At 70.0% G+C, this 26040-nt stretch carries 23 protein-coding genes, 3 tRNA genes and 3 pseudogenes; 14 read left to right on the forward strand and 15 right to left on the reverse strand.

The window, feature by feature from the left end; genetic code table 11:
* Window positions 1–98: 98 nt before the first annotated feature.
* Window positions 99–581: an SSI family serine proteinase inhibitor gene (locus ACLVWQ_RS31960; RefSeq protein WP_414112719.1), complete on the reverse strand. Its 483-nt coding sequence runs from the start codon at window positions 579–581 to the stop codon at window positions 99–101.
* 290 nt (window positions 582–871) lie between these two features.
* Between ACLVWQ_RS31960 and ACLVWQ_RS31965 the strand changes: the two genes are divergently transcribed.
* From ACLVWQ_RS31965 to ACLVWQ_RS31975, 3 genes are all read left to right on the forward strand, one after another.
* Window positions 872–962: transfer RNA gene (locus tag ACLVWQ_RS31965), tRNA-Ser, on the forward strand.
* A gap of 241 nt (window positions 963–1203) precedes the next feature.
* A tRNA-Arg gene (locus ACLVWQ_RS31970) sits at window positions 1204–1276 on the forward strand.
* Window positions 1277–1595: 319 nt separating this feature from the next.
* Window positions 1596–2063: an SRPBCC family protein gene (locus ACLVWQ_RS31975; RefSeq protein WP_414112720.1), complete on the forward strand. Its 468-nt coding sequence runs from the start codon at window positions 1596–1598 to the stop codon at window positions 2061–2063.
* A 1-nt stretch (window position 2064) separates the two neighbouring features.
* On the opposite strand, the pseudogene ACLVWQ_RS31980 reads toward ACLVWQ_RS31975, so the two are convergent.
* The 3 genes and pseudogenes from ACLVWQ_RS31980 to ACLVWQ_RS31990 form a co-directional block, all read right to left on the reverse strand.
* A pseudogene (locus ACLVWQ_RS31980) lies at window positions 2065–2489 on the reverse strand (transposase); the annotation flags it as partial.
* A gap of 111 nt (window positions 2490–2600) precedes the next feature.
* A pseudogene (locus ACLVWQ_RS31985) lies at window positions 2601–2834 on the reverse strand (ATP-binding protein); the annotation flags it as partial.
* Window positions 2835–2937: 103 nt separating this feature from the next.
* A complete protein-coding gene (locus tag ACLVWQ_RS31990) occupies window positions 2938–3945 on the reverse strand; it encodes a helix-turn-helix transcriptional regulator (RefSeq protein ID WP_414112721.1) in 1008 nt (335 codons plus the stop codon).
* Between the two features lie 61 nt (window positions 3946–4006).
* Between ACLVWQ_RS31990 and ACLVWQ_RS31995 the strand changes: the two genes are divergently transcribed.
* The 10 genes from ACLVWQ_RS31995 to ACLVWQ_RS32040 all read left to right on the forward strand — a co-directional run bounded on the left by ACLVWQ_RS31995 (window position 4007) and on the right by ACLVWQ_RS32040 (window position 15729).
* Window positions 4007–4468 (forward strand): VOC family protein, encoded by a 462-nt coding sequence (locus ACLVWQ_RS31995; RefSeq protein ID WP_414112722.1) that lies wholly within the window; start codon window positions 4007–4009, stop codon window positions 4466–4468.
* A gap of 239 nt (window positions 4469–4707) precedes the next feature.
* A complete protein-coding gene (locus tag ACLVWQ_RS32000; protein ID WP_414112723.1) occupies window positions 4708–5607 on the forward strand; it encodes a DUF2797 domain-containing protein in 900 nt (299 codons plus the stop codon).
* 102 nt (window positions 5608–5709) lie between these two features.
* Window positions 5710–5940: a hypothetical protein gene (locus ACLVWQ_RS32005; RefSeq protein ID WP_414112724.1), complete on the forward strand. Its 231-nt coding sequence runs from the start codon at window positions 5710–5712 to the stop codon at window positions 5938–5940.
* Window positions 5933–6865, forward strand: coding sequence for an amidohydrolase family protein (locus tag ACLVWQ_RS32010; RefSeq protein ID WP_414112725.1), 933 nt, complete (start codon window positions 5933–5935; stop codon window positions 6863–6865). Before ACLVWQ_RS32005 ends, ACLVWQ_RS32010 begins: the two co-directional genes overlap by 8 nt.
* 217 nt (window positions 6866–7082) lie before the next feature.
* Window positions 7083–7823: a response regulator transcription factor gene (locus ACLVWQ_RS32015; protein ID WP_414112726.1), complete on the forward strand. Its 741-nt coding sequence runs from the start codon at window positions 7083–7085 to the stop codon at window positions 7821–7823.
* A complete protein-coding gene (locus ACLVWQ_RS32020; RefSeq protein ID WP_414112727.1) occupies window positions 7820–9436 on the forward strand; it encodes a sensor histidine kinase in 1617 nt (538 codons plus the stop codon). The genes ACLVWQ_RS32015 and ACLVWQ_RS32020 overlap by 4 nt, the downstream gene beginning before the upstream one ends.
* 14 nt (window positions 9437–9450) lie before the next feature.
* On the forward strand, window positions 9451–10983 hold the full coding sequence (locus tag ACLVWQ_RS32025; RefSeq protein WP_414112728.1) for a glycosyltransferase: 1533 nt from the start codon (window positions 9451–9453) through the stop codon (window positions 10981–10983).
* The gene (locus ACLVWQ_RS32030; RefSeq protein ID WP_414112729.1) at window positions 10980–13199 is read left to right on the forward strand and encodes an ArnT family glycosyltransferase; all 2220 of its coding nucleotides are present in this window, start codon (window positions 10980–10982) and stop codon (window positions 13197–13199) included. The genes ACLVWQ_RS32025 and ACLVWQ_RS32030 overlap by 4 nt, the downstream gene beginning before the upstream one ends.
* Before the next feature lie 118 nt (window positions 13200–13317).
* Window positions 13318–14847, forward strand: coding sequence for an MFS transporter (locus tag ACLVWQ_RS32035; RefSeq protein ID WP_414112730.1), 1530 nt, complete (start codon window positions 13318–13320; stop codon window positions 14845–14847).
* An 81-nt stretch (window positions 14848–14928) separates the two neighbouring features.
* Window positions 14929–15729, forward strand: coding sequence for a TetR/AcrR family transcriptional regulator (locus tag ACLVWQ_RS32040; protein WP_414112731.1), 801 nt, complete (start codon window positions 14929–14931; stop codon window positions 15727–15729).
* A 183-nt stretch (window positions 15730–15912) separates the two neighbouring features.
* Here the strand turns inward: ACLVWQ_RS32040 and ACLVWQ_RS32045 are convergent, their stop codons facing one another.
* From ACLVWQ_RS32045 to ACLVWQ_RS32060, 4 genes and pseudogenes are all read right to left on the reverse strand, one after another.
* On the reverse strand, window positions 15913–16401 hold the full coding sequence (locus tag ACLVWQ_RS32045; RefSeq protein WP_414112732.1) for a PPOX class F420-dependent oxidoreductase: 489 nt from the start codon (window positions 16399–16401) through the stop codon (window positions 15913–15915).
* 48 nt (window positions 16402–16449) lie between these two features.
* Window positions 16450–17274: a YceI family protein gene (locus ACLVWQ_RS32050; protein ID WP_414112733.1), complete on the reverse strand. Its 825-nt coding sequence runs from the start codon at window positions 17272–17274 to the stop codon at window positions 16450–16452.
* Window positions 17275–17400: 126 nt separating this feature from the next.
* Entirely contained in the window at window positions 17401–20037 is a 2637-nt protein-coding gene (locus ACLVWQ_RS32055; RefSeq protein WP_414112734.1) for an MFS transporter, read from the reverse strand.
* Window positions 20038–20213: 176 nt separating this feature from the next.
* A pseudogene (locus ACLVWQ_RS32060) lies at window positions 20214–20684 on the reverse strand (MarR family winged helix-turn-helix transcriptional regulator); the annotation flags it as partial.
* A gap of 249 nt (window positions 20685–20933) precedes the next feature.
* Between ACLVWQ_RS32060 and ACLVWQ_RS32065 the strand changes: the two are divergent.
* A complete protein-coding gene (locus tag ACLVWQ_RS32065) occupies window positions 20934–21134 on the forward strand; it encodes a hypothetical protein (RefSeq protein WP_414112735.1) in 201 nt (66 codons plus the stop codon).
* A 42-nt stretch (window positions 21135–21176) separates the two neighbouring features.
* Here ACLVWQ_RS32065 and ACLVWQ_RS32070 read toward each other — a convergent pair whose 3' ends face one another.
* The 7 genes from ACLVWQ_RS32070 to tadA all read right to left on the reverse strand — a co-directional run bounded on the left by ACLVWQ_RS32070 (window position 21177) and on the right by tadA (window position 25909).
* Window positions 21177–21980 carry a hypothetical protein gene (locus tag ACLVWQ_RS32070; protein ID WP_414112736.1) on the reverse strand — a complete coding sequence of 268 codons (804 nt, stop codon included), beginning with the start codon at window positions 21978–21980 and terminating at the stop codon, window positions 21177–21179.
* Window positions 21981–22115: 135 nt separating this feature from the next.
* Entirely contained in the window at window positions 22116–23015 is a 900-nt protein-coding gene (locus tag ACLVWQ_RS32075) for an RNA polymerase sigma factor SigF (protein ID WP_414112737.1), read from the reverse strand.
* A 245-nt stretch (window positions 23016–23260) separates the two neighbouring features.
* Complete coding sequence (locus tag ACLVWQ_RS32080) at window positions 23261–24127, reverse strand: RNA polymerase sigma factor SigF (protein WP_414112738.1); 867 nt, start codon at window positions 24125–24127, stop codon at window positions 23261–23263.
* Window positions 24128–24466: 339 nt separating this feature from the next.
* Entirely contained in the window at window positions 24467–24760 is a 294-nt protein-coding gene (locus tag ACLVWQ_RS32085) for a Dabb family protein (protein WP_414112739.1), read from the reverse strand.
* An 81-nt stretch (window positions 24761–24841) separates the two neighbouring features.
* Window positions 24842–25021 (reverse strand): hypothetical protein, encoded by a 180-nt coding sequence (locus ACLVWQ_RS32090; protein ID WP_414112740.1) that lies wholly within the window; start codon window positions 25019–25021, stop codon window positions 24842–24844.
* Window positions 25022–25282: 261 nt separating this feature from the next.
* Window positions 25283–25367, reverse strand: a tRNA-Ser gene (locus tag ACLVWQ_RS32095).
* A gap of 110 nt (window positions 25368–25477) precedes the next feature.
* Window positions 25478–25909 carry a tRNA adenosine(34) deaminase TadA gene (tadA, locus tag ACLVWQ_RS32100; RefSeq protein WP_414112833.1) on the reverse strand — a complete coding sequence of 144 codons (432 nt, stop codon included), beginning with the start codon at window positions 25907–25909 and terminating at the stop codon, window positions 25478–25480.
* Between the last annotated feature and the right edge of the window lie 131 nt (window positions 25910–26040).

Raw genomic sequence — 26040 nt, forward strand, 5'->3', positions numbered from 1 at the left:
CGTGCCCTTACGCGTCCTTCCGTGTCCTTCCGCCCGTATACGCCGTGCCTGTCGAGGCGCGTGTCCTCCTCCGGGTGTGTCTCCCGCCGAAGCGGGTCCTATGCGCCGAGATCGGGCAGTACGGGCACGAGGGCGTCCCAACGCGCGATGTCGCACCCGTTCTCACGCTGGTACGTCGCGTCGACGGGGCGGCCGGCCCAGGTACCGGTGACGTGCGCGGTGGCCGGACCGCCGTACTGCATCGTGCACATCCCGCCGTCCTGCGCCGGCGCGAACGGGCTCTTGCCCCACGAGGTGTTGCGGTCCAGCCGCTCGCAGGCGGCGAGGACGTCGGGATGGCTGCCGCCCGCCGGATGGCAGTCGAGCTCGAACGTCCCGTCGTTGCCTCCGCCCGCCTTGCTCACCGTCACGGTGAGGTGGTCGCCGCCGTCCGCCCCGTTCGCCGGCATGGGCAGGGGCAGCGGTACCGGCATGAGGGGAAACGAATCGGCGTACGCAACCGGCGACGCGGCGGACAGCGCGGCGAGGGACGCGGCGGCGGAGGTGACGACGGTGAGGGCGATGCGGCGCAGCACGGGCATGGGGGCTCCACGGGATGCAGGCGGATTCACGAGGAACTCGCGAACGGCGAACGGGAACGGGAACGGGAACGGGGACGGGGACGGGGAGGGGGAGGGGAACGGGCAAGCGAGGAACGGGGCACGTGCGTGCCCCACTGCTCTAACGCCGTCCGCCCGGTGACGATGCGCCGCAGACATCGGCTTTGCCCTCGGACCTTTCCGCCTAGTACCGTAGGGAGCGATTGGTGACGGCCCACTCGGCTGTGTCATCATCTGCACGCACCATTCGCGCTCGCGCGGACGGTTGTGCTGGAGGCGTCGCCTAGTCCGGTCTATGGCGCCGCACTGCTAATGCGGTTTGGGACGCAAATCCCATCGAGGGTTCAAATCCCTCCGCCTCCGCAGAAGATCACGAAGCCCCGGTCACCCGTGACCGGGGCTTCGGTCGTCTCTTGATCGCCCCTTGATCGTTCCCGGCGCTTCACGGGGTCTCGCGAGGGTCCGTCGGAGGGTCGTTTTCGCAGGTCAGGCAGGGTCCGGCAAACGGATTTCGCCTCACGCCGCCAGTCATGTAATGTTGTTCCCGCAACGCCGACCGGGTAGAAAAACCCGGAAGGAAGAGCGAAGACAACAAAACACACAAGCACTCGTAGCTTAACGGATAGAGCATCTGACTACGGATCAGAAGGTTGCAGGTTCGAATCCTGCCGAGTGCACACAGGTCAAAGGCTCCGCCGGTTCGCCCGGCGGGGCCTTTGAGCTCGTAACACGATCTTGTTGAGGTGACCTGGTCGGGCGTGCCCGATGGGATGATTCGGCCGTTCGGGAGAGTGTGAGTACTCGGCCATGAACGGTGGATGACGACTTGTGGATGCTGATCGAGCCGCTGCCGAGGAATGGTCAAGGCCTGTGGATCGGCGTGTCATGCGACTTGTTGGTCGCGTCCTGATTCCTGGCTGGCTTCTTCGATGGGTCGTTCGATGAGTATGGGCTCAGCGGAACCTCTTTGGTCCTATTTGGTCCTAGGATCGGGCCATGAGCAGGACCGACCGTGCCAGCCGGGTGATCGCGGCACCACCGGCGACTGTCTACGACGCCCTCCTCGACCGGGAGTCGCTCGAGGCCTGGCTGCCGCCGGACGGCATGCGCGGGAGGGTCGAGCGGTGGGATCCCCGGCCTGGCGGCGGGTTCCGGATGATCCTCACCTACCTCGACTCCACCGACAGCCCCGGCAAGACCTCTGACGCGACGGATGTCGTCGACGTCGGGTTCGCCGACCTGGTGCCACCGGAGCGCGTGGTGCAGCGGGCGGTGTTCGAGGCCGACGACCCGTCGTACGCGGGCACCATGACGATGACCTGGCACCTCGCCGCCGCCGGTGACGGGACCGAGGTGACCGTCACTGCCACGGACGTACCACCCGGCATCGACCGAGCGGACCACGAAGCTGGGATCGCCTCCTCGCTGGCCAACCTGGCGTCGTACGTCGAAGCGGCCGGCTGACTCAAGTCGGCCGCGCCCTGGCTCGGCCACGATGCTCTCTCAGGTGGCCGCGTTCGAAGCGGGCTCCGGCCCGGACGAGTGCGACGAGGTGGGGTGCGTTCACGGCTCGCCACGTTGCTGGGCGGACTCGACGAGCTCGAAGACCATCGCGAGAGCGGCGGCCGCGCTGCCCGCTCCCTTGGTGACCTTGGTCCGCAGCCGCACGGTCGCGAAGGTCGGCTCAATGGGATTCGTCGTGCGCAGGTGAACCCAGTGCTCCGCGGGGAAGCCGTAGAACGCCGGCAGCTCATCGACGTCGTCGGTGATCTTCTTGACGGCCTTGGGCCACTTCGAGCCGTACGTCTTGTCGAACGTGGCGACCGCCTTGACGGCGTGCTCGCGGTCTTCGGCGTTGTAGATGTCCTGCAGGGCCTTGCGGGCGCCGGGAGGTTGGCGGTTCGTGTCATTGCCGGGAAAAGAGCTTGCGATGTGGTCCGACGCCACGGGGACGGGAAGAGGCGAAGACGGTTGGCCTGCGGCCTGTTGGGCGCGGGTCTGGGCAAGGCGGTAGGAGTCGGTTCCGGTCTCGATGATGTTGCTGCCGAAGGTGAGGCGGTCGACGATGGCGCCGCAGAGCCGGGGATCGGTGAAGGTCTTGGCCCAGCCGGACTCCTTATCCACTCGGCGCAACGGCTGGCGGAGCCCTGGACCGAAGGCGGCCGCATGCGCCGGCCGAGACCTGCGGCTGTAGAGATTGCACTCAGCGCCCACAAGTCGTCGTCCACGATCCATGGCCGAGCGCTCACACCATCCTGAACGGCCGAATCATCACGTCGCTCCCGCCCGACCAGGAAACTTCAACAAGATCGTGTCAGGAGCTCTTACGTGACAGCGCTCAGGTGGAGTTCTCGGTCAGTCGGCGTCCGAGTGTGAGAACCACTGTCTTGAGGGCTTCCGGCTGTTGGATGATGAAGGGCCGGTCCAGCATGGCCAGAGTGCCGGCGACCCACTCGAGGTGCTCGGCACGCAAAAACACCTCCAGCCAGTCTGGGCCCTCCGCGGAATCGGGAGCGGACGCCGGCGTCACCGACGCAAGCGTCTCCGGGATCCAGCGCCTTACATGGGCTGGGTCAGCGCGGACAAGGAATGAGACGTCGTGGAGTGAAGGTGCCGCGGACAGGGGCCCGAAAAGCAGCGCTGCCGGGTCGATGTTCGTAGGCGCGGCAAAGGTGCCCGGCAGAGGCCGTAGACCGGTCATCCGATCCAGGCGGTAGGTACGCAGCGCCTGCCGGTCAGCGTCGAAGCCGGTCAGGTAGAGCAGGTTTCGGTGTGCCACTACGCCGTGCGGCTGTACGTGCCGCGTCGCCGTATGTCCCTGGCGGGTCCGGTATTCGAAAGCAACCGGGTGCTGATCTCGTGCCGCCTCAGCCAATCCGAGCAGTGTCTGGGCACCTTTGTCATCGCCGCGGGGTCCGGCGTCGTGGTCTTCCGCGCCTGGGCGTTGCCCGTCGGTGAAGTCCACTGTCTGAAGCACCGCGTCGATGCGCCGTGCGAGCGTGGCGGGCAACACTCGGCGCACCTTGGCCGTGGCCGTCTCCAGCGCGAGCGGGGTTGCCGGGCCACTGTGCGCGTGGTGGCTGACCAGCAAAGCCCACACCACGGCAAGGCCTTCCTCGTCGGTCAGCATCAGCGGCGGCATGCGGTAGTGGCGGGTGAGACGGTAGCCGCCGTAGCGGCCGCGGACCCCGTCCACCGGGATGTCCATTTCGCGTAGCTGCTCAACGTAACGACGCACAGTGCGCTGATCGACTCCGAGTCGCTCGGCGAGGTCGACGACGGTGCGGGTTCCTCCGGCCTGCAACAACTCCAGCAGAGCCAGTACTCGTGCGGTCGGTCGGGCCATACGCGTAATGATCCAGCATTTCCGGGCGGAAAGTGACCTGTATTGACTCTAGGTTCGCCCTATGACCAACGCACCCAGAGTTCAGCTCGCCTCCATTCGCGTCATCACCGAGGACGTTCCACGGCTCGTCCACTTCTATGAGGTCCTCACCGGCGCGACCCCGCAGTACCTGACCGAGGACTTCGTTGAACTGGTGACCCCCTCTGCCACCTTCGCCGTCAGCGGATCCGCCCGCGTCGCTTTCATCACCACCGGCACGCCCCGCGGGGGCGCGAACAGCAGCGCGATCGTCGAGTTCCTCGTCGAGGACACCAGCGCTGTGTACGAAGGGCTTGCTGCCGAGTTCGGCGACGAGCTCGATGTCGTTCAGCCTCCGACCGTGATGCCGTGGGGCAATGTGTCGGCTCTCGTCCGCGACCCGGACGGATCTCTCGTCAACCTCTACACGCCTGTCACGCCTGAGGCGTGGCAGCTTCAGCACAATCGGACACCGAAGCCATTGAACGCTCAGAGAGTCTTCTAGAGAGCTCGTAACAGGACAACTGCATCGTCTCCTGCTTGCCGAGCTGAACGCGGCCGGCGAACTCGACTGGTCCCGCGCGTGCGTGGACGGCTCCCACGTCCGCGCGAAAGGGGGTGCCGCGACCGGTCTCCCATGCCCCACCACGACACGACTACCGGGGCTCATTCGCGTGATCGTGTCACGAGCCCTTTGGCGTTGTGGGCGTTCCGTTGTCAGTGGTGGCCTCTAGGCTCGTCGTGATGGTTCAAGTGTGGAAGTGCGCGGGGGTTCGGTGGGACGGGCGGGAGCCCGTGCTGGCGTGGGACGGGGGGCGGCGTAGTGCGTTGCCGTGGGGGAAGCAGGTCGCGTTCGCCGTCGTGGGCGAGGGGACGCGGCGGTGTGTGGGAGCCCGTGGGAACGGGTGTGCGGTGGGGGCCGCGGTGTCCGGGCGGAGTGTCGGGGCGCGGTGCGAGGAGTGTTCGCGGCTCGACCGGGCCCATTCCGTCGCCGCCGACACCATCGCCGACGACCCCCGGCCCTACTCCGTCTATCTGGCCTGGTTCGGACCCGGGATGGTCAAGGTCGGGATCACCGCCGTCGAGCGGGGGCCGGTCCGGTTGCTGGAGCAGGGCGCCGTCGTCTTCACCTGGCTGGGGCAGGGGCCGTTGATGGCCGCCCGGCGCAGTGAGGAGTTGCTGCGTACGGCGCTGGGGGTGCCGGACCGTATCGCGTACGACGCCAAGCGGGCCGTCCGGAGCGCGCTGCCGGAGGCCGGGGTCCGGGCGGCGGAGGTGCGGGAGCTGCACGCGCGGGCCGTGGGGCTGGACCGGTGGCCGGAGGCTTTGGCGCGGATGCCGTTCGAGGCCGTCGATCACGGGGGCGTGTTCGGGCTCGACGGGCTTCCGCCGGCCGTTGCCGTCGTCGGGGAGCTCGTGCCCGGCGGTGTCGTGCGGGGAGAGCTGGTCGCCGCCGCCGGGCCCGATCTGCATCTGCTGACCGGGCGCGGGGTCGTCGTGCTCGATACACGGCTCATGCGGGGGTGGGAGCTGACCAAGCCGGGCACAGGCACGGGTCCGGGCTCGGGGGAGAGCGGGGAGCGGGGAGGAGGCGTCAGTGTTCCTGTGCGGGAGTTCGGCGGGGTGCAGGACGGGCTCTTCTGAGTGGGCGGCCCCGTGGTCGAGTGGTCAAGAGATCGAACCCTTGGGGTGTCCCTCGGTAAAGACCCTGGACTTGGTGCGTCGGCCGGACCGAGAGTGGGCGACATGAGCCATCAGCCCATGGCGCCTGTCGCCCAGCCCTTGCCTGTTCCCGCCTCTGCCGTATCTCCCGCTGTCATGCCGGTCGGCGAGGGCGGCGAGTACGGCGCGACCGCCGAGCGGATGGAGGAGCTGGTCAAGTCCATTCCGGGATACCTCGGGACGGACCACGCGGGGTCGCCCGGCGGGCTGTCCGTCACCGTCCGAAACCAGGAAGTCGGGCGAAGGGATGGCTGACGCGGTGCGTGCCGAGGTGGACGCCGAGGGCAGTCCCGCGGTCCGCGACGACGCCGGTGACGTACGGCGGTTCTGGGAAGCGCTCGGGACTCCCGGGCTCGTCGACGTCCACACCCACTTCATGCCCGAGTCGGTCCTGAGGAAGGTCTGGGCGTACTTCGACGCGCTCGGGCCGCTCACCGGCGGCGTCGAGTGGCCCATCACCTACCGGGCCGAAGAGGGCGAACGGGTCGCACTGCTGCGGGAGTTCGGTGTGCGGGCCTTCACCGCCATGCTGTACCCGCACAAACCGGGCATGGCCGAGTGGCTGAACCAGTGGGCCGTGGACTTCGCCCGCCGCACCCCCGACTGCCTCCACACGGCCACGCTCTTCCCGGAGCCGGGCGTGGCGGCGTACGTGCGCGGGGCGCTGGACGACGGCGCCCGGGTCTTCAAGGCACACGTCCAGGTCGGCGCGTACGACCCGGCCGACGAACTGCTCGATCCGGCCTGGGGAGTGCTCGCCGAGGCGGGGACCCCTGTCGTGATCCACTGCGGTTCCGGGCCCTCGCCGGGCAAGTTCACCGGCCCTGAGCCCATCGGACGGGTGCTCGCGCGGCATCCGCGGCTGCGGCTGGTCTTCGCGCACCTCGGCATGCCGGAGTACGAGGACTTCCTCGACCTCGCCGAGCGGTTCCGGGAGGTCCGGCTGGACACGACGATGGCGTTCACCGAGTTCAGCGAGGGCTTCGCCCCGTTCCCCCGGCGCGCGCTGCCTCGCCTCTCCGGCCTCGGCGACCGGATTCTGCTCGGGACCGACTTCCCCAACATCCCCTACCCGTACGTCCACCAGCTGCGGGTGCTGGAGGAGCTCGGGCTGGGAGAGGAGTGGCTGCGGGCGGTGTGCCACGACAACGGGGCGCGGCTGTTCGGGCTGACCGAGTGACCTGTGACCTTTGGTGACCTTTGCCCAAGGGGGCCACTCGGCGCTGCGGAGTCTCCACCCTCCTCCACCCTCCTCCATGCGGTCCCATGCGGTCCCATGCGGTCCCGCGTGTTCCCATGTGTTCCCATGTGTTCCCTGAGAGGCTGCTGTGTGTTTCTCAGGGAATTCATAGGTTCCCGAAAGCGTGCTCTCAGGGCGGCCCAGCAGTGTGTCGGCTATGACCACGACCTCGCCCCAGGGGCGCACCGAACTGCTGAGGCCGGACGGGAGCCCCGTCCGCGTGCTCGTCGTGGACGACGAGCTGTCGATCACCGAGCTGCTGTCCATGGCCCTTCGCTACGAAGGGTGGCAGATCCGCAGCGCGGCCGACGGGACGGGCGCCGTGCAGGCCGCCCGTGAGTTCCGGCCCGACGCCGTCGTCCTCGACATGATGCTGCCGGACATGGACGGTCTCGCCGTCCTCGGGCGGCTGCGCCGGGACCTGCCGGACGTGCCCGTTCTCTTCCTCACCGCGAAGGACGCGGTCGAGGACCGGATAGCGGGTCTGACGGCCGGCGGCGACGACTACGTCACCAAGCCCTTCAGCCTCGAAGAGGTCGTGGCACGGCTGCGCGGCCTCATCCGCCGTTCCGGCGCCGCCGACCGGCGCTCCGAGTCGGTGCTCGTCGTCGGTGACCTCACCCTGGACGAGGACAGCCACGAGGTGTCGCGCTCCGGCGACGGCATCCACCTCACCGCGACCGAGTTCGAGCTGCTGCGGTTCCTGATGCGCAATCCGCGCCGGGTGCTCAGCAAGGCGCAGATACTCGACCGCGTGTGGTCGTACGACTTCGGCGGCCAGGCCAACGTCGTCGAGCTCTACATCTCGTACCTGCGCCGCAAGATCGACGCCGGTCGCGAGCCGATGATCCACACGCGGCGCGGCGCCGGGTATCTGATCAAGCCCGCCACGTCGTGAGCGGGCGACGACGGCCGAGGCCGCAGCGACGCCGACAGCCTCGGACCCTGCGGACCCGGCTCGTCGTCTCGGCGGTCGCGCTGATCGCGGTGGTGTGCGCGGTGATCGGCACGGTCACGACGATCGCGCTCCGCTCCCACCTGTACGAGCAGCTCGACGACACGCTGGCCGACGCCGCCATGAGGGCGGCGGGGCCGCTGAAGCCCGGTGGCGACCGGCCCGACCCCGGTGGCCAGGGCAAACCGCAGAAGTCGCTGTCGGAGTTCGTCCTGCAGGGCCCGCAGCCCAGCGGCACGGTGGCCGCGGAGGTCACGGGCGGCAGCATCACCGAGGCGCAGGTCGGCAAGAAGACCAAGAGCGACGACGGGATACCGGACGTCGACCCCCAGCCGCTCACCTCGGCGCAGCGGTCCGTGCTCGCCGGTGTGCCGCAGGACGGCAAGCCGCACACGGTCACCCTGCCGGGCCTCGGCGACTACCACGTCCAGTTCCAGACGGGGGACAACGGCTCGTTCTACGTGGGCGTGCCCACCGAGGACGTCACCACCACGCTCAACACCCTCATCCTCGTCGAGGTCAGCGTCACCGTCGCCGGTCTCATCGCGGCCTCGTTCGCCGGGGCCACGATCGTGAGCGTCGCCCTGCGTCCCCTCCGCAAGGTCGCCGCCACCGCCACCCGGGTCTCCGAACTGCCCCTCCACACCGGCGAGGTGACCCTCGACGAACGGGTCGCCGAGTCCGAGACCGACCCCCACACCGAGGTCGGGCAGGTCGGCGCCGCGCTCAACCGCATGCTCGACCACGTCCACGGCGCCCTGCACGCGCGCCAGGAGAGCGAGACGCGCGTACGGCAGTTCGTGGCGGACGCCAGCCATGAGCTGCGTACGCCCCTCGCGTCCATCCGCGGATACGCCGAGCTGACCAGACGCGGGCGCGAGCAGACCGGGCCCGACACCCGGCACGCGCTCGGCCGGATCGAGTCCGAGGCCGGGCGGATGACGGGCCTGGTCGAGGACCTCCTGCTGCTCGCGCGCCTGGACGCGGGACGGCCGCTGAGCTACGAGCACACCGACCTCTCCCCGCTGGTCGTGGACGCCGTGAGCGACGCCCGCGCGGCCGGACGCGAGCACAACTGGCGGCTCGAACTGCCCGACGAGCCCGCGCTGGTCCTGGCGGACGCCGCCCGCGTCCAGCAGGTCATGGTGAACCTCTTCGCGAACGCCCGCACCCACACACCGCCGGGCACCACGGTCACCGCACGCGTGCGCAGGCAGGGCGCCTGGGTGTGCGTGGACGTCCAGGACGACGGCCAGGGCATTCCGCAGGACCTGCTGCCGCACGTCTTCGAACGGTTCGCGCGAGGCGACTCGTCCCGTTCGCGCGCCTCCGGCTCCACCGGGCTCGGGCTCGCCATCGTGCAGGCCGTCGCGGCCGCGCACGGCGGCGCGGTGACTGTCGACAGCGTGCCGGGCCACACCGTCTTTACCGTGCATCTGCCCGCGCCGGCCCCTCAAGCGCCCCATTCTCATGAGGCGTTCATTTCCGAAACACATTCAAAACCGTACTCACAGGCACAGCACAGCACGACCACATGGGTGCAACAGGGCGCTTGACGACAGTCGTCGTCATGCGAACCGAACCTTCTCCCGGCAACTTGCCGGCGCGGGAGCACCTCCCGGCCGGAAATGCCGGTACGCCTGTCCTGGACGTAGTGATCCCCGTCTACAACGAGGAGAAGGACCTCCAGCCGTGTGTGCTCAGACTCCACGAGCACCTGTCCCGCACCTTCCCGTACGCGTTCCGCATCACCGTCGCGGACAACGCGTCCACGGACACCACTCCCCTGGTGGCGGCGCGGCTGGCGGCCCAGCTGCCCGAGGTCAGGTCGTACCGGCTGGAGCAGAAGGGCCGCGGCCGGGCGCTGCGCACCGTCTGGTCCGCCTCGGACGCCCCGGTCCTCGCCTACATGGACGTCGACCTCTCCACCGACCTCAACGCGCTGCTCCCGCTGGTCGCCCCGCTGATCTCCGGTCACTCGGACCTGGCGATCGGCTCGCGGCTGGCCCGCAGTTCACGGGTGGTGCGGGGTGCCAAGCGGGAGTTCATCTCCCGTACGTACAACCTGATCCTGCGGGGCTCGCTGCAGGCCCGGTTCTCCGACGCGCAGTGCGGCTTCAAGGCGATCCGGCGCGATGTCGCGCAGGTGCTGCTGCCGCTCGTCGAGGACAGCGGATGGTTCTTCGACACCGAGCTGCTGGTGCTCGCCGAACGGGCGGGGCTGCGCATCCACGAGGTGCCGGTCGACTGGGTCGACGACCCGGACTCGACGGTGCACATCGTGAAGACCGCCACCGACGACCTGAAGGGCGTGTGGCGCGTGGGACGCGCCCTCGCCACCGGCTCACTGGCCCTCGACCGGCTCGCCCGGCCGTTCGGCGACGACCCGCGCGAGAGCGAGATCAGCGGCGTTCCGAAGGGCCTGGCCCGCCAGCTCGTCGGGTTCTGTGTCGTGGGCGCCCTGTCCACGCTGTTCTACCTGGTGCTCTACAGCGGCTTCCGTACGTTCTCGGGGGCGCAGATCGCCAACGCGCTCGCCCTGCTCGTGTCGGCGGTCGCCAACACCGCGGCCAACCGCCGGCTGACCTTCGGTGTACGGAGCCGGGGCGGCGCGGTGCGGCACCAGGCGCAGGGCCTGGTCGTCTTCGGCATCGGGCTCGCCCTGACCAGCGGCTCGCTCGCCGCCCTGAACGCGGCGACGGACGAGCCGGCGCACTCCACCGAACTGGCGGTCCTGGTCGTCGCCAACCTCGCGGCGACCGTGCTGCGGTTCCTGCTCTTCCGGGCCTGGGTGTTCCCCGACCGGCACGACACGTCACCGTCGACCGTCGTCGCCTCGCACACACCCGCCGTACCGAATATGCCGAGCATGCCGAATGTGTCGGCCGTGCCGGCCGGACCGGCGTCGTCCGTCTACGCGACGGCGCCGCGGTCCCCGTACGGCCACGGCGCGTCGGCCGCCGACACCTACGGCACGTCGACCGCCGACACCTACGGCTCGGCCACCGCCGACGCTCCGTACGACCACCAGAACTGGGGGGACGCGACCATGCAGATGCAGCCGGTGCGCCCGGACGATCACGATCCGAGGGGTACGCGATGACGACCACTCAGCACGAGGGCGTGCGGCCGTCCGACGGAACGGCCGTTCCGGAATCAGTAGTTCCGGAACCCGCTGTTCCGGCGGAGCCGGTCGCAGGCCCCGAGGACGCAGGACCCAAGCAGCCCTTCGCGCGCAGACTGTGGCGCGGGCGGCCCGAGGACAACCGGTGGGTGCGCCCCGCCTTCCTCGGCACGCTGCTGCTGATCGGCGCGCTGTACACCTGGAACCTCACGGCCTCCGGGTACGCCAACTCGTTCTACTCCGCGGCAGCCCAGGCCGGCAGCCAGTCCTGGAAGGCCCTCTTCTTCGGCTCGCTCGACTCGGCCAACGCCATCACCGTCGACAAGCCCCCGGCCTCCCTGTGGCCGATGGCCCTGTCGGTACGGGTGTTCGGCCTGAACTCCTTCGCGATCCTGTTCCCGCAGGTCCTCATGGCCGTCGCCACGGCCGGCGTGCTGTACGGGGCCGTGCGCCGCCGGTTCCGCGCCGGGGCCGGTTTCCTCACCGTCGCGGTGTTCGCGCTCACGCCGGTCGCCGCGCTGATGTTCCGCTTCAACAACCCGGACGCGGCCCTCGCGCTCCTGATGGCCGCCACGGTCTACTGCGTGCTGCGCGCCATGGAGAAGGCCCGGACGAAGTGGCTGGTGTGGGCCGGTGCGGCCGTCGGTCTCGCCTTCCTGGTGAAGACCCTCCAGGCCTTCCTGATCCTGCCGCCCCTCGCGCTGATCTACGTGGTCTTCGCGCCGACGACCCTGCGCAGGCGCATCGGCCAGGTGCTCCTGTCGGGCCTGTCGATGATCGTCGCGGGTGGCTGGTGGGTGGCCGCCGTCGAGCTGTGGCCCGCCTCCTCCCGCCCCTACATCGGCGGCTCCCAGAACAACTCCTTCCTGGAACTGACCTTCGGCTACAACGGACTCGGCCGGATCAACGGCGAGGAGACCGGCAGCGTCGGAGGCGGCGGCGGAGGAGCCGGGGGCGGCGGCTGGGGCGAGACCGGCTGGGACCGGATGTTCAGCTCCTCCATCGGCGGCCAGATCTCCTGGCTGATCCCGGCCGCGCTGATCGTGCTCGCCGCGGGCATCGCCCTGACCTGGAAGGCGCGCCGGACCGACACGGCCCGTGCCGCGTTCCTCGCCTGGGGCGGCTCGCTGCTCATCACCATGCTGGTCTTCAGCTACATGCAGGGCATCTTCCACGAGTACTACACCGTGGCCCTCGCCCCGTACGTCGCCGCCGTGGTCGGCATGGGCGCGAGCGTGCTGTGGGAGGAGCGCGGCCGGATGTGGGTCTCGCTCACCATGGCGGCCGGAGTCACGGCCACCGCGGTCTGGGGGTACGTCCTGTTGAACCGTTCCTCCGACTACCTGCCCTGGCTGAAGTGGCTGGTCCTGGTCGGCGGCCTGGTCGCGGCGCTCGGCCTGATCTTCGTCGCGCGGCTCGGGCGCAGGCTCGCCCTGGCGGTCGTCGGGCTCAGCTTCGTCGCGTCCCTCGCGGGCCCGACGGCGTACACGCTCACCACGCTGAACGAGGGCCACAGCGGTTCGATCGTCACGGCGGGGCCCACGGTCTCGGGCGGTCGCGGTGGTCCGGGCGGCGGTGGCGGCATGGGCGGCGGCCCCGGAGGCGGCGGCGGTATGCCGGGCCAGCGGGGCGGCACCGGGCAGAACCAGCAGGGCGGCGGCATGGGCCAGCCCCCGGCGGGCGGCTTCCCCGGCGGCGGCCAGAACCAGAACGGCAACGGCCAGACCGGCCAGAATGGTCAGAACGGCCAGACCCAGCCGGGTGGCGGCGCCGGTGACGGCGGCGGCACGGGCGGGGGCGGCGGTGGTGGCGGTATGGGCGGTCTGCTCAACGGCGCGACGGTCAGCTCCGAGGCCAAGGCGCTCCTGGAGAAGAACTCGGCTCAGTACACCTGGACCGCGGCGGCCGTCGGAGCGCAGAACGCGGCGAGCTACCAGCTCTCCACCGGCGACCCGGTGATGGCGATCGGCGGCTTCAACGGCAGCGACCCGTCGCCGACACTGGCCCAGTTCAAGAAGTACGTGGCGGACGGGAAGATCCACTACTTCATCTCCTCCGGCTCCATGGGCGGCGGTGGCGGCGGCGACAGCTCCGGCACGGCGACCCGGATCAGCGAGTGGGTGGAGAAGAACTACAAGGAGGTGACGGTGGGTTCGTCGACGTTCTACGACCTGACGCAGCCCACCAGCGGCTGACGGCTGACGGTTGGCCCTGGCCGGGGCAGGGTGGGGGTGGGGGTGGAGGCGAGCGTGCCTCCACCCCCACTCCCGTCTGTGTTGTACGCCGTACGAGAGCTGTTCTACGGTGTAAAGCATGCCAACCTCGCACGACCGGTCCGACCGGTCAGGTCATCCCCAGCGGTGGCTGATCCTCGGTGTCATCTGCCTCGCGCAGCTCACCGTCCTGCTGGACAACACCGTGCTGAACGTCGCGATCCCCTCCCTCACCGAGGAACTCGGCGCGGGCACCGCGGACATCCAGTGGATGATCAACGCGTACTCGCTCGTGCAGTCGGGCCTGCTGCTCAGCGCCGGCAGCGCGGCCGACCGCTACGGCCGCAAGAAGATGCTGGTCGCCGGGCTCGTCCTGTTCGGCGCCGGCTCGCTGGCCGCCGGACTCGCCGACACCACCGGGCAGTTGATCGCCGCCCGCGCGGGCATGGGCGTCGGTGGCGCGCTCCTGCTCACCACCACGCTCGCCGTCGCCATGCAGATCTTCACCACCGAGGAGCAGCCGAGGGCCATCGGCATCTGGAGCGCCGTCAACGCCCTCGGCTTCGCGGCCGGCCCGCTGCTCGGCGGGTTCATGCTCGACCACTACTGGTGGGGCGCGATCTTCCTGGTCAACCTGCCGGTGGTGGCGCTGGCACTCTGCGCGGTGATCGCCCTCGTACCGGAGTCCAAGGCTGTATCTTCCCGGGGAGCGACCCCCGGACCCCCAGGGCGGGGCGACCGCCCCGACCTCCTCGGCGCGCTGCTCTCCACGATCGGCATGACCGCCCTCGTGTACGCGATCATCTCCGGCCCGGAACATGGCTGGACCTCCGGCCGCGTCCTCGGCACGGCGGCCCTGGCGCTGCTGGTCCTGGCCCTCTTCGTGTACTGGGAGAACCGGATCCCGTATCCCATGCTGGACCTGCGCTTCTTCCGGGACCGGCGCTTCACGGGGGCGGTCGCCGGGGCCGTACTGATCACCTTCGGGATGGGCGGCGCGCTCTTCCTGCTGACCCAGCACCTCCAGTTCGTCCTCGGGTACGGGCCGTTGGAGGCCGGTCTGCGCACGGCGCCGCTCGCCCTGACCGTGGTGACCCTCAACTTCACCGGGCTGTCCGCGAAGTGGACGGCGAAGCTCGGCACACCGGTCTCGATCGCCCTCGGCATGGTGCTGATGTCGGGCGGCCTGGTGTCCATCGCGACCCTCACGGCGAACGGGTACGCCGGGACGCTGCTCGGCCTGCTGCTCATCGGCGCGGGCTGCGCGATCGCCAACCCCGCCATGGCGTACGCCATCATGAGCGCGATCCCGCCGGAGAAGGCGGGCGTGGGCGCGGGCATCAACGGCACGCTGGCCGAGTTCGGAAACGGCCTCGGGGTGGCGGTCCTCGGCGCGGTGCTCAACGCCCGCTTCGCCGCGCTGATCCCGTTCGCGGCGGCCTCGCTGCCGGCGACGCTCGCGGCGGCCGGCTCGGCGGACGAGCGTGCGCGGATCACGGACGGGTTCGCGTCGGGCCTGGAGACCAGCCAGTCGGTGGGCGCGGTGGCCGTGCTCCTGGGCGGACTCCTCGCGGCGGAGTTGCTCCGGCGGGCGGAGCGGGCAGACTCCGCGGTGACGATGGCGGCGTGATGCCCGCTTAGCATCAGGGAGGGGGTGGACCTCGGGGTTCCGGGGTGCCCTCTCCGTCACGAGTTCCGAGGAAGGTGCGCCATGGTGAGGGCAGCCGACAGGGCCGAGCGCCCGGCGCGGACCAGTGTGTGGCTGGAGGGCAAGGCCCCGCGAGGCGGTGGTGCGCGGGGCGGTCAGCCGTCGTCCCTGGACCGGGAGCGGATCACCGCGGTCACGGTACGGCTGCTCGACGCGGAGGGGCTTGCCCGGTTCTCGATGCGGCGGCTGGCGGCGGAGCTGAACGTGACCGCGATGTCCGTGTACTGGTACGTGGACACCAAGGACGACCTTCTTGAGCTGGCGCTCGACGCGGTGTACGGGGAGCTGGAGCTGCCGGATCTCGACTCGGAGTTGGGTTCGGAGCCGGGTTCGGGGCCGGACTGGCGGGATCAGCTGCGGGCGATCGCCACCGGGTACCGGACCCTTCTCGTACGGCATCCGTGGGTGTCGCCGCTCACCGGGACGTTTCTCAACATCGGGCCCAGGTCGGTCGCCTTCTCGCGCACCGTGCAGCGGGTGATCCGTGGGACGGGGCTGCCGACGCACCGGCTGTCCGGGGCGATCTCGGCGGTCTTCCAGTTCGTGTACGGGTTCGGCACGATCGAGGGGCATTTGACCGTGCGGTCGGCCGAGGCGGGGATGAGTCCGGACGCGTATTTCCAGCAGGCGCTGAGCATGTTGCGGGAGGCTCCTGAACTCGACGACATGCTGGAGGAGTCGGAGGAGATCATGCGGGCGCGTGGGGGGAGCACGTTGGAGGAGATGTATGAGCGGGACTTTCACTTCGCGCTGGATCTGGTGATCGCGGGCATCGAGGTGATGGTGCTGCGCGGGGAGCGGTGAGTGAGTGGGAGGGCGCGGGGTGGTGGGCGGGTGCGGGTGAGTGAGGGCTGGGCGCGCAGTTCCCCGCGCCCCTGAAATGCGGGGGTTGCCCCAGGGGTTGGAGGGGACGGGGCGCCGTCGCCCGGGGGCTGAAAGATTGCGCAGTTCCCCGCGCCCCTGAAATGCGCCCCCCGATCGGGTCGGTTACTTCTGTCCCGGCTGCTCCGGCTGCTCCGGCTGCTTCGGGGGGAAGCCGCCTGTTGCCACCGGGCCCCAGGTCTGTGGGGTGATCCTGATGATCGACTTGGCTTGCTTGAGCATCGCCTCGCGGTACTCGTCCCAGTCGGGGTGTTCGCCCGCGATGTTGCGGTAGTACTCGACCAGGGGTTCGACCGAGTCGGGGGAGTCGATCACCTCGGCCGTGCCGTCGATCTGGACCCAGGGCCCGTTCCACTCGTCGCTCAGGACGATCAGGCTGACCCGGTCGTCGCGCTTGGCGTTGCGGGTCTTGGCGCGCTCCGGGTAGGTCGAGACGACGACCCGGCCCGAGTCGTCGACCCCGCAGGTCAGCGGCGAACCCTGAGGGTTGCCGTCCGACCTGCGGGTCAGCAGGATCGCGCGGTGCCGGGGACGGACGAAGTCCAGCAACTCGTCCAGCGATACGGAGGTGTTCGTCGCGATGTTCGGTGCCATGCGGGCAGCTTAGGCGGTGTGCCGCGGCCGAGCCTGCTCCTGGCGTGCCTACGCCTGCGGGAGTGTCTCCCCCTGCACGGCCTGGATGTCCAGCTCGACCTTCAGCGTCGTACCGATGGCCGCGATGCCCGCCTGGACGACCTGGTTGTAGTTCATCGCGAAGTCCTCGCGGCGCAGTTCGGTCGTGGCACGGAACGCCGCCCGGGTCCCGCCCCAGGGGTCGGCGCCCGTGCCCAGGTAGGACAGTGACAGGTCGACCGGGCGTACGACCCCGCGCATGGTCAGTTCGCCGTGCACCGTCCAGCGGTCGCTGCCGGTGTCCGGGGCCAGGCCCGTGGAGACGAACCTGATCTCCGGGTGGTGCTCGACGTCGAGGAAGTCGGACGACTTCAGGTGGCCGTCCCGCATGGCGTTGCCCGTGTCGATCGAGTCGGCCCGGATCACCGCCTCCACCCGCGACTTGGCGATCTCGTCCGGGGCGATCTCGATCAGGCCCGCGAACTCGGTGAACCGCCCGTGCACGCTGGAGATGCCCAGGTGCTGGGCCACCGCGCCCACGGAGGAGTGGGCCGGGTCGACGGTCCAGGGGCCCGGCGGCGGCAGCTCGGTGCCGCCCTGCCGGGCGAGGGTCACGGTGCCGACCTCGGCACGGCCACTGGCCGTGACGATGGCGCTGGACGCGACAGGTGCGTATCCGACGGCCGTGACGATCACCGTGTACGCGCCGGGCGCCAGCTCGACCGCGTCCCGTACGGTGCCTTCCTCGTCCGCCTCGGCGCGCACCACCTGGGCGCCCGTCATGTCGGTCATCGTGACGACCGCGTGCGACACGGCCCAGCCGTCCCGCGTACGGATCCGCGCGGTCAGTCCCATTGCAAGCAACCTCATCTCATGAAACCGGCCCGTGGAGCGCGCCTCCGCTCGGAACGCGCTCCACGGGCCGGGGCCTGTAACCACCGGAGTCTGTGACTGCCGGAGTTGTGACTACCGGGTTCCCGGCTACTCGCCGGGGTGGGCGAGCCGGATGTCGTGGCCCTCGGCGCCGCCGCCCTTGACGGTCAGCGCCGTGGCGACCGGCGGGTATCCGGTCGCGATGACCGTGTACTCGCCGCTGTCCAGGTCGGTGAAGGCGTACGCCCCGTCCGCGCCGGTGGTGGCGGTGCCGATCACATTGCCCGCCGCGTCGACGAGCGTGACCCGGGCGTCGCCCAGCGGCCCGCCGGGCGCGTGCACGACGCCCTGGAGCTGCGCCCCGGAGGTCAGCTCGACCTCGACCCGGGTGACCCCGGCGCCGCCGACCTCGACCATCAGGGCACGGGGCCGGTGTCCGGCGGCGTTCACCGCGACGGTCACGGCACCGGGCACCAGCTCGGCGAAGGTGAACTCGCCCTGCTCACCGGTGGTCCCGGTGGCCAGCACGTCGCCGCGCACGTCGGTCACGATGACCATCGCGCCCACGACAGGACGCCCGCCGTCGGCGGCCTTCACCGCTCCGGAGAGCCCGCTCGTGCCGCTCAGCAGGATGTCGTACGCGAGCGGCTCACCGTTCACGACGACCGTCGAGGCCTGCGGCTGGAACCCGTCCGCGGAGGCGATCAGCACGTACGAACCCGTGCCGGGCGCGTCCACCGCGTAGCCGCCGTCGGCCTGTGCGACCGCGCGGCCCAGCTGACGGCCCGCGAGGGAGATCAGCGTGACGGCGGCCCGGGGCACGGGCGCGCTCTCGGCGCCGCGCACGAATCCGTGGACCGGGACCCCGCCGGCGGCCGGAGCCGCTCCGGAGCCGTTCTCGGTGGCCAGGGTGGCGAGGCCCGCGAGCCGCTGGGTGCCCTCGGGACCGGACCCGACGCCGCCGCTGCCGTTGCCGTTTGAGGTGCTGTTGTCGGTGCTGTTCTCGGTGTCCGCGACGGCCCAGCTCGGGCTCGGGCCGCTCTCGGCGGCCTGGGCCGCCGGGAGCGCGCCGGTCGATCCGGTCACCGCCGGGGTGGCCTCGGCGACCGCCGTGACCTCCGCCGGTACCTCGGCCACGCCCTCCGCCTGGGCCTTGGCCTCGGCGGCCTGCGCCAGTCCGCCCGTCGTACGCAGCGGGACCTCCTTGATGAACAGGGTGACGAGGAACGCGAGCAGCGCCGTGGCGGCCGCGATCAGGAAGACGTCCGCGATGCCGTGCCCGTAGGAGCTCTCCACGACCGTGCGCAGCGGGCCGGGCAGCGTGTCCATGTCCGGGATGGCGCCGTTGGAGCTGGCGCCCGCGGCCGCGTACTTGGGATCGAGACCGGCGACGCCGTCGTCGACGTAGTGGGTGATCCGGGTGGCCATCACCGCGCCCAGCGCGGAGACGCCGATCGCGCCACCGAGGGAACGGAAGAAGGTCACCGTGGAGCTGGCCGCGCCGAGGTCCTGCGGGGCCACCTGGTTCTGGGTGCACAGCACCAGGTTCTGCATCATCATGCCGATGCCGAGACCCAGCAGCGCCATGAAGACGCCGACCCGCCAGTAGTCCGTGTCGTACCGGATGGTGCCCAGCAGACCGAGGCCCGCCGTGACGAGCACGCCGCCGCCGACCAGCCAGGCCTTCCACTTGCCGGTCTTGGTGATGATCTGACCGGAGACGGTGGAGGAGACGAAGAGACCGGCGATCATCGGGATCGTCAGCACACCCGACATGGTGGGCGACTCGTTCCGCGCCAGCTGGAAGTACTGGCTGAAGAAGACGGTGCCCGAGAACATCGCGACGCCGACGAAGAGCGAGGCTATGGAGGAGAGCGTGATGGTCCGGTTGCGGAAGAGCCGCAGCGGGATGATCGGCTCCTTGGCCTTCGACTCGATGAGCACGAAGATCAGGCCGAGCACGATCGCGCCGCCGACCATGGCGTACGACTGCCAGGAGACCCAGTCGTACTTGTCACCCGCGAAGGTGACCCACAGGAGCAGCAGCGAGACCGCGGCGGAGATGAAGAACGCGCCGCCCCAGTCGACCTTCACGTCCCGCTTCACGACGGGCAGGTGCAGGGTCTTCTGCAGCACGATCAGCGCGATGACCGCGAAGGGGACACCGACGTAGAAGCACCAGCGCCAGCCGAGCCAGCTGGTGTCGGTGATGACACCGCCGAGCAGCGGGCCGCCGACGGTCGCGACTGCGAACGTGGCGCCGAGGTAGCCGGAGTACCGGCCGCGCTCGCGCGGGGAGATCATCGAGGCCATGACGATCTGTGCGAGGGCGGAGAGACCGCCCACGCCGATGCCCTGCACCACGCGGCAGGCGATCAGCATGCCGGCGTTCTGCGACAGGCCGGCGGCGGCCGATCCCAGCACGAACACGATCAGGGCTATCTGGACGAGCGCTTTCTTGTTGTAGAGGTCCGCGAGCTTGCCCCACAGGGGCGTGGACGCGGTCATCGACAGCAGCGCGGCGGTGACGACCCAGGTGTAGGCGGACTGGCCGCCGCCCAGGTCGCCGATGATCTTGGGCAGTGCATTGGAGACGATCGTCGACGACAGGATCGCGACGAACATGCCGAGCAGCAGCCCGGAGAGGGCCTCCATGATCTGCCGGTGCGTCATCGGGGCGCCGTCGGGGGCGCCTCCGTGCTTGGCGTGTGAGCCCCGCACACCGGCTGGTGTGGTGGTTGCCATGGGCTTCCTTTTCTTGTGATGCGTCAAACGGGTGTACGGGCGGTCCGCTCTGCGGGCGTCGCTGCGGGAATCCGGCCGGACGCCTCTGCGGGCACCCCGGACTTCTCGGACTCCTCGGGCGCGACGGGTGTGGCAGGCGGTGAGGTCGAGGAGTGCGTGACCTCCGGGTGCGGCACCGCCGGCGTCGCGGCCGGCAGGAGGGTCGAGGCCGGTACGGACCTGCAGTCGCCGAAACTGGCGCGCAGCCGCCCGAGCAGGGTGTTGAGCTGGTCGACCTCGTCGTCCGACCAGTTCGCCAGGTAGTGGGCGAGCGCGTTCATATAGCGCTCGGAGAGTTCGGCGAGCATGCCTTGTCCCGCGGGGGTGAGGCGCAGGATGCGCGAGCGCTTGTCGGCGGGGTCGGGGGACCGGTCGATCCAGCCGTGCTCGGCGACGTGGGCCACGTGCCGGCTGGTCACCGACATGTCGATGGCGAGCAGCTCGGCGAGGCGGCTCATCCGCATCTCGCCGTGCCGGTCGAGCACGGTGAGCACCGCGGCGGAGCCCGCCGGGCAGTCGTGCGGGAGGACCCGGCCCAGGCCCCGCTTCACGGCGCCGATGCCGCTCAGCTGCTGTGCCAGCTCCTCGTACTGCCGTCGAGCGGCCATCGCACCTCCCTCTTTTGTTGCTTGAGGCAACCATAAGAACTGTTGGTTGCTGCAGGCAAACGAAAAGGGGACCTGTGGGCTAAAACCTTGGCAAAGGCAAGTATTGGCGAACGTAAACCTGCAGGTGGGACGGGCTCACCGGGCCGTTCCGGCGGGGTCGGTGGTCCGCCGACCGAAAAAGGGTACGTAGCAGCGGAAGTCGGCCCCCGAAACTTGGGGTCGCCGAACGCACCCGATAGGGTCACGCGCATGGCAAACACCCAGGGCCCCGAGGGCAACTACGACCCCGCGGGTAGCACCCAGATGTTCCGAGCGTTCGTCGACGACCCGCAGAGCGGTCAGCAGCAGGCAGCTCCCCGAGCCACCCGAGGTCCCCGTGTCGGTCTGATCGTCGGTGTGATCGTGGCCGTCGCGGTCGTCGCCGTGGTCGCCTGGCTCGCACTCAAGTAGCCACGACCGGCGCCTGACCGGGCCTGAGCGCAGGCGGGCGCCCTACTCCCACCGGACGGACACGTCCCGCGTCTCGACGTGCATGCCGAGAGGCACCCGCCACGCGTCGACGCACACCGTCCAGGTCTTCTTCTCCCGGCTGCCCGGAGCGATCGGCACGGGCAGCCGCTCGGTGGACTCGACGGTCGCCCAGTCGATGCCGAGCGCGCCGATGACGTGCGTCCCGAAGGTCACCGTGCCCGAACGCACCGCCGTACCCCCGGTGTTGTGGAACGTGACGGTGACCTTCTCGCACCAGCGCTCGTCGGCGGGTCCCCGCTCGGGATCGCCGACGGCCAGTACGGCGGGACCGGCGGGCGTCGCGGGGTCCGACCCCGACCCTGAACCTCCGGCCGTTCCGCCACCGCCGCCGCCCGCGTCACCCGTACCGCCGTCGTCCGACGACGGCGACGGGTTCGTACGGCCGCCGCTGCCCTGAGCGCCGTCCTGAGCGCCGCTCTGCGTGTCGTCCCGCGGGCCGCCCTGGGCGCCGGCCGATCCGGACGCGGACGAGCCCGTACCGCCCCCGCTCGACCGCGCGTCGTCGGGCGGGGCCGAACTCCCGGATCCGGGCGTCCCGTTGGACGCCGAGTCGCCCTTCAGGGGCACCAACTCCACGTCGCCCGTGGGTGGCACCGCCTTCACGGACGGCGAAGGGCGCTGTACGGCGACGTAACCGTCTCCAGCGCCCTCACCGCCGCCCGCGCAGGCGACCAGTACGGCCCCCAGGCAGACCACAGCCGCCGAAGCGCCCCCAAGGGCCCCTCGACGACCACGTATCGACCGCTGTTCCACCCGTCGACGCATCGCGCCAGTGTGGCTGACGACCCGTCAATTATGAAGCCCCGAACGGGGCCTTGAGCGAAACCCTGACTTGAGCAGTGGCCCGGCGGTGGATCGACCGCCGGGCGACGGCCGGACAGCAGCCGCGCAACGGCCGGGTCAGTCGGAGATGAGACCTTCCCGCAGCTGCGACAGCGTCCGCGTGAGCAGCCGGGAGACGTGCATCTGGGAGATGCCGACCTCCTCGCCGATCTGCGACTGCGTCATGTTGGCGAAGAAGCGCAGCATGATGATCTGCCGCTCCCGGGGCGGGAGTTTGGCGAGCAGGGGCTTCAGGGACTCGCGGTACTCGACGCCCTCCAGCGCCGTGTCCTCGTAGCCGAGGCGGTCCGCGAGGGAGCCCTCGCCGCCGTCGTCCTCGGGGGCCGGCGAGTCGAGGGACGACGCCGTGTAGGCGTTGCCCACGGCCAGGCCGTCGACCACGTCCTCCTCGGACACACCGAGCACGGTGGCGAGTTCGGCGACGGTCGGCGAGCGGTCCAGCTTCTGGGAGAGCTCGTCGCTCGCCCGGGTCAGCGCGAGCCGCAGCTCCTGGAGCCGGCGCGGTACCCGCACCGACCACGACGTGTCCCGGAAGAACCGCTTGATCTCACCGACGACGGTCGGCATCGCGAACGTCGGGAACTCCACCCCGCGTTCGCAGTCGAAGCGGTCGATCGCCTTGATCAGGCCGATGGTGCCGACCTGGACGATGTCCTCCATCGGTTCGTTGCGTGACCGGAAACGGGCGGCCGCGTAACGCACCAGTGGGAGGTTGAGTTCGATGAGTGTGTCTCGTACGTAGGCACGCTCGGGGCTGTTCTCGTCGAGTGCGGCGAGCCGCAGGAACAGGGAGCGGGACAGAGTGCGGGTGTCGATCACTTCCGGGGTCGGGGGGAAGGCCGGGGCTTCCGCGGCCGGGATGGCCGGTACCTCGACAACGACACTGTGAAGCACGTCGGGCGCGGATTCGCTCTTCGCGAGCGTGAGCACCTTCGAGCTGCCCTGGTCTGCGGACATGCCACCCCCTTTGGGTCGCGGACGGTCGCGGCGGACGCTCCCGTCGAAGGAACGCAGCCTCCACCTGAATACCGGAGGCGAGGCTGCGGCAAACGCGTCACCGGAAGAATGTCACATGTCGGCAACACGCTGTAGTGACTTGTCGACAGAGAGAAGGCGAATAGGCCCTGGAAAAGGGGGGTCTGACGCTTTTTGGCCACAGAAACGTCAGGAAAAGGGTCTTGGGAGCGATTCGCTCCCCGGAGTTACGCTTCGATCCTGTTTGCGGATCGCAGCCGGGCGAAGCTGCGGGCGAGCAGCCTTGACACATGCATCTGTGAGACGCCCAGCTCGGCACTGATCTGGGACTGCGTCAGATTGCTGTAGTAGCGCAGCAGAAGGATGCGCTGCTCCCGCTCGGGGAGCTGGACGAGGAGGTGCCGTACGAGGTCCCGGTGCTCCACGCCGTCCAGTGCGGGATCCTCGTAGCCGAGCCGGTCGAGGAGGCCCGGCAGCCCGTCGCCCTCCTGGGCGGCTTCCAGGGAGGTCGCGTGGTACGAGCGGCCGGCCTCGATGCAGGCCAGCACGTCGTCCTCGGTGATGCGCAGCCGTTCGGCGATCTCGGCGGTCGTGGGCGTGCGTCCGAAGGCCGTGGTGAGGTCCTCGGTGGCGCTGTTCACCTGCACCCACAGCTCGTGCAGCCGGCGCGGTACGTGGACGGTGCGGACGTTGTCGCGGAAGTACCGCTTGATCTCGCCGACGACGGTCGGCATCGCGAAGGTCGGGAACTGCACGCCCCGGTCGGGGTCGAAGCGGTCGATGGCGTTGATGAGGCCGATGGTGCCGACCTGGACGACGTCCTCCATGGGCTCGTTGCGGGACCGGAAGCGGGCGGCGGCGTACCGCACGAGCGGGAGGTTCGCCTCGATCAGCGCGGCCCGCACCCGGCCGTGCTCGGCGGTGCCGGGCTCCAGGTCCTTGAGCTCGCCGAAGAGGACCTGGGTGAGGGCCCGGGTGTCGGCCCCGCGGCGGCGTTGTGGACTCGGCTCCTGGGACTCGCCTGGTTCGTCGAGCCGTTCTTGCGCCTGCGGCTTCTGCTGGGGAGGTGCTTGAGGCGCGGTACTGGCCGGCACGGTCAACTCCACCTCTGGGTCCGTCAACCCGTGAAAACACAAGTCCGAACGACGTCCGTCAGACACATGCGTCAACTCATCGATCAAAAGCGGTCATAGCATCACAAGACATGTGCACTGTGTGCAAGCACCTCATCACTTCGTGTTGAGGGCGGGAGGATGCCGGGGACGGAGCCGAGGAGGGTGCCGGGCGTGAGTCCGGCATGGGTCCGGGCATGGGTCCGGGCATGAAACAACCCCCCGCCGTCCGGGCGAGGGGCCATGGGCCGACGGTGCGCGCGTGCGCGTGGGTGTGCGCGCACGGTGGGGCCGGGAGGAGGGCCGGCGGGCGGCTCGGGGTCAGATCGCGTAGTCGGCGATCACCCACGTGGCGAACTCGCGCCACAGCGCTACGCCCGCCTGGTGCGCGGGGTGCTCCAGGTACCGCTTGAGCGCGTCCGTGTCCTCGACCGCCGAGTTGATGGCGAAGTCGTACGCGATGGGGCGGTCGGTGATGTTCCAGGCGCACTCCCAGAACGTCAGTTCGGGGATCTGTGCGCCGAGCGCACGGAAGGCGGCGACGCCCTCGACGACGCGCGGGTCGTCCCGCTCGACACCTTCGTTGAGCTTGAAGAGGACCAGGTGGCGGATCACATGCGCTCCCAGAGCGAACAGGGACTGAGACGGAGACTGAGACGGAGGCGAGGCGTGGGGCGGGACCCGGGCGGACCTCGGTCAGTCCTTGGCCCCGTGGGCGATCCAGGTCATGAAGTCACCGACGGCCCGAGCGGCGTTCGATATGCCCTCGAAGCCTATCTGGACGTAGTCCGCCGCCTTCTCGGGGTCGGTGATGATCACGTACAGAACGAAGACCACGAGTACGTAGACGGCGATCTTCTTCGAATTCACCGCCATCGCGGCCTCCCCGTGTGCCTGCTGTCTCTGCCTCTGAGCTTGTCGTAACCCCTGTCACCGGCGGCGAGTCTAACCCCGGGCCCTTGATCTGACGATCTTTCAAGAGTGTTGGAAAGGGGTGTGAGTCGTCCATTTCTTGTGACGGGACGCAAGGCGTACGTATAGGCGGGTTCGCTCGGTTCGGCCACCGGACACACCGGGGCGGCGTCCCGGAGCAGCACGAAGGGCCCGGTCCATCGGACCGGGCCCTTCATCTACCTGCGGTAGCGGAGGGATTTGAACCCTCGGTGAGTTTCCCCACACTCGCTTTCGAGGCGAGCTCCTTCGGCCGCTCGGACACGCTACCGAGAGAGATCCTAGCCCACGATGGGCCGTGCTCGGAAATCCGTATGCGGCGGTCGGTCCCGGTCGGGCCGGGCCTGGATCCGACGTTCGAAGAGGCCCGTCCGGAGCGGCTCAGCGGCCGCGGAAGAACTCCGTGAGCAACCGGGCGCACTCGTCGTCGAGCACACCGGTGATCACTTCGGGCCGATGGTTGAGACGCCGGTCGCGGACGACGTCCCAGAGGGAGCCGGCCGCGCCCGCCTTCTCGTCCCGGGCGCCGTAGACGACCCGGTCCAGGCGGGACTGGACGATCGCGCCGGCGCACATCGTGCAGGGTTCGAGGGTGACGACGAGCGTGCAGCCGGTGAGCCGCCACTCGCCGGTCCTCGCGGCGGCCCGGCGGATCGCCAGTATCTCGGCGTGGGCGGTCGGGTCGCCGGCCGCCTCGCGTTCGTTGTGCCCGGTGGCGAGCACCGTCGTGCCGTCCGGGGACAGCACGACGGCACCGACGGGCACGTCCTCGCCTCGGCCGGCCGCCCCGGCCTCGTCGAGGGCGAGCCGCATCGCGGGCCGCCACCGGTCGCGTACGGGGTCGGGGTCGGGGTTTTCGGGGGCCACGGAGGCCGCAGGGACCTCGGAGACCCCGTCATCTCCGTGATCTCCGTGATTTCCGTGGGCTTCGGTGGCTTCGGGGA

This window comes from Streptomyces sp. CWNU-52B (assembly GCF_047444975.1).
Lineage (GTDB): Bacteria > Actinomycetota > Actinomycetes > Streptomycetales > Streptomycetaceae > Streptomyces.

What these genes read in the sequence shown, in the direction of transcription:
- ACLVWQ_RS31960 (WP_414112719.1), bottom strand. Translation starts at nt 581, where the DNA reads ATGCCCGTGCTGCGCCGCATCGCCCTCACCGTCGTCACCTCCGCCGCC.
- ACLVWQ_RS31975 (WP_414112720.1), top strand. Translation starts at nt 1,596, where the DNA reads ATGAGCAGGACCGACCGTGCCAGCCGGGTGATCGCGGCACCACCGGCG.
- ACLVWQ_RS31990 (WP_414112721.1), bottom strand. Translation starts at nt 3,945, where the DNA reads ATGGCCCGACCGACCGCACGAGTACTGGCTCTGCTGGAGTTGTTGCAG.
- ACLVWQ_RS31995 (WP_414112722.1), top strand. Translation starts at nt 4,007, where the DNA reads ATGACCAACGCACCCAGAGTTCAGCTCGCCTCCATTCGCGTCATCACC.
- ACLVWQ_RS32000 (WP_414112723.1), top strand. Translation starts at nt 4,708, where the DNA reads ATGGTTCAAGTGTGGAAGTGCGCGGGGGTTCGGTGGGACGGGCGGGAG.
- ACLVWQ_RS32005 (WP_414112724.1), top strand. Translation starts at nt 5,710, where the DNA reads ATGAGCCATCAGCCCATGGCGCCTGTCGCCCAGCCCTTGCCTGTTCCC.
- ACLVWQ_RS32010 (WP_414112725.1), top strand. Translation starts at nt 5,933, where the DNA reads ATGGCTGACGCGGTGCGTGCCGAGGTGGACGCCGAGGGCAGTCCCGCG.
- ACLVWQ_RS32015 (WP_414112726.1), top strand. Translation starts at nt 7,083, where the DNA reads ATGACCACGACCTCGCCCCAGGGGCGCACCGAACTGCTGAGGCCGGAC.
- ACLVWQ_RS32025 (WP_414112728.1), top strand. Translation starts at nt 9,451, where the DNA reads ATGCGAACCGAACCTTCTCCCGGCAACTTGCCGGCGCGGGAGCACCTC.
- ACLVWQ_RS32030 (WP_414112729.1), top strand. Translation starts at nt 10,980, where the DNA reads ATGACGACCACTCAGCACGAGGGCGTGCGGCCGTCCGACGGAACGGCC.
- ACLVWQ_RS32035 (WP_414112730.1), top strand. Translation starts at nt 13,318, where the DNA reads ATGCCAACCTCGCACGACCGGTCCGACCGGTCAGGTCATCCCCAGCGG.
- ACLVWQ_RS32040 (WP_414112731.1), top strand. Translation starts at nt 14,929, where the DNA reads ATGGTGAGGGCAGCCGACAGGGCCGAGCGCCCGGCGCGGACCAGTGTG.
- ACLVWQ_RS32045 (WP_414112732.1), bottom strand. Translation starts at nt 16,401, where the DNA reads ATGGCACCGAACATCGCGACGAACACCTCCGTATCGCTGGACGAGTTG.
- ACLVWQ_RS32050 (WP_414112733.1), bottom strand. Translation starts at nt 17,274, where the DNA reads ATGGGACTGACCGCGCGGATCCGTACGCGGGACGGCTGGGCCGTGTCG.
- ACLVWQ_RS32055 (WP_414112734.1), bottom strand. Translation starts at nt 20,037, where the DNA reads ATGGCAACCACCACACCAGCCGGTGTGCGGGGCTCACACGCCAAGCAC.
- ACLVWQ_RS32065 (WP_414112735.1), top strand. Translation starts at nt 20,934, where the DNA reads ATGGCAAACACCCAGGGCCCCGAGGGCAACTACGACCCCGCGGGTAGC.
- ACLVWQ_RS32070 (WP_414112736.1), bottom strand. Translation starts at nt 21,980, where the DNA reads ATGCGTCGACGGGTGGAACAGCGGTCGATACGTGGTCGTCGAGGGGCC.
- ACLVWQ_RS32075 (WP_414112737.1), bottom strand. Translation starts at nt 23,015, where the DNA reads ATGTCCGCAGACCAGGGCAGCTCGAAGGTGCTCACGCTCGCGAAGAGC.
- ACLVWQ_RS32090 (WP_414112740.1), bottom strand. Translation starts at nt 25,021, where the DNA reads ATGGCGGTGAATTCGAAGAAGATCGCCGTCTACGTACTCGTGGTCTTC.
- tadA (WP_414112833.1), bottom strand. Translation starts at nt 25,909, where the DNA reads ATGCGGCTCGCCCTCGACGAGGCCGGGGCGGCCGGCCGAGGCGAGGAC.